The 1,160-nt window shown below is 58.7% G+C and carries 1 protein-coding gene; it reads right to left on the bottom strand.

Going from position 1 to position 1,160, the window contains the following annotated elements; all coding sequences use genetic code 11:
- Nucleotides 1-1,083, bottom strand: a protein-coding gene (locus tag HWX39_RS35825) for an IS3-like element ISBvi7 family transposase (RefSeq protein ID WP_175972156.1) whose coding sequence is annotated in 2 segments (ribosomal slippage) — nucleotides 1-822 and nucleotides 822-1,083 — 1,084 coding nt annotated over the 2 segments. Because the reading frame shifts where the segments join, the coding sequence is not laid out codon by codon here. This gene is flagged as partial in the annotation.
- Nucleotides 1,084-1,160 lie beyond the last annotated feature (77 nt).

Below are 1,160 nucleotides of genomic sequence, written 5' to 3'. Positions count from 1 at the left end.
GGCCCAACTGACGGACGTATTCGGCAGGCGGCACTTCACCGAGAGCCCTGTGAGGCCGACTCTCGTTGTATTCGACCCGCCATCGTTCAATCTGCTCCCTGGCGTCGGCCAGCGATGTGAACCAGTGCACGTTCAGGCATTCATCGCGTAGCGTGCCGTTGAACGACTCCACGAATGCGTTATCCGTTGGCTTGCCGGGCCGGCTGAAGGCAATCTCGACCTTGTGATGGTAAGCCCACAGGTCCATCACCTGACTCGTAAATTCCGAGCCGTTGTCACAAAACAGCGTGCGGGGCGCCCCGCGTTTGCTCCTCAGTTCATCCAGTGCACGCACGACATCTGAAGCGCTCAATCGCTGACCAACATCGATGGCTAGTGCTTCGCGCGTAAAGACGTCGATGATGGTCAGCGCGCGGAACCTCTGGCCGTTCGAAAGCTGGTCGGCGACGAAGTCCAAGCTCCACGCCTGATTTGCCGCCGTCGACTTTGCACGTGCCGGGCGACTCATCTGCGCACGTCGCTTGCGATTTGGTCTGTAGCGCAGCGACAGCCCTTCCTCACGATACAGACGGTACAGCCGATTCTTGCTGACCTGATAGCCCTCCCGTAGCAGCAGCACGCGTATCTTGCGGTAACCATAGCGCACCCGCGTCGCCGCGATTTCACACATGCGCTGCCGCAATGCAGTCTGCGGGTCGCGGTGGCTGCGATACTGGTACACCGAGCGCGATATGGCCACCAGGCGGCAGGCACGCCGCTCTGCTACTCCATAGGCGGACTTTAGATAATCCACGACGTGGCGCCTCGGCGAGGACTTCACCACTTTTTTTTCAATACGTCGGTCAGCATCGCCTTGTCCAACGTCAGCTCCGCGACCACCTTCTTCAGTTGGGCGTTCTCGTCTTGAAGCTGCTTGAGCTGTCGCACCTGGTCCGTCTGCAAACCGGCATACACCTTCTTCCAGCGATAGAAGGTTTGCTCCGAAATGCCCACGTGACGAATCAGTTCCGCGACCGGCATGCCTGCTTCGGCCTGTTTCAACACCGCCACAATCTGCTCGACACTGAAGCGCTTGCGTTTCATCGTACGGCTCCTTTCATACTGAAAAAGTCCGCCGAAAACTCGCTTACATCATGGCACTGTTTACTGGGGGCCGCTCA

It is taken from the genome of Burkholderia sp. BCC0322, assembly GCF_902833045.1.
In the GTDB taxonomy this organism is placed as follows: Bacteria; Pseudomonadota; Gammaproteobacteria; order Burkholderiales; family Burkholderiaceae; genus Burkholderia.
This window is presented reverse-complemented; position numbering and strand designations above follow the sequence as displayed.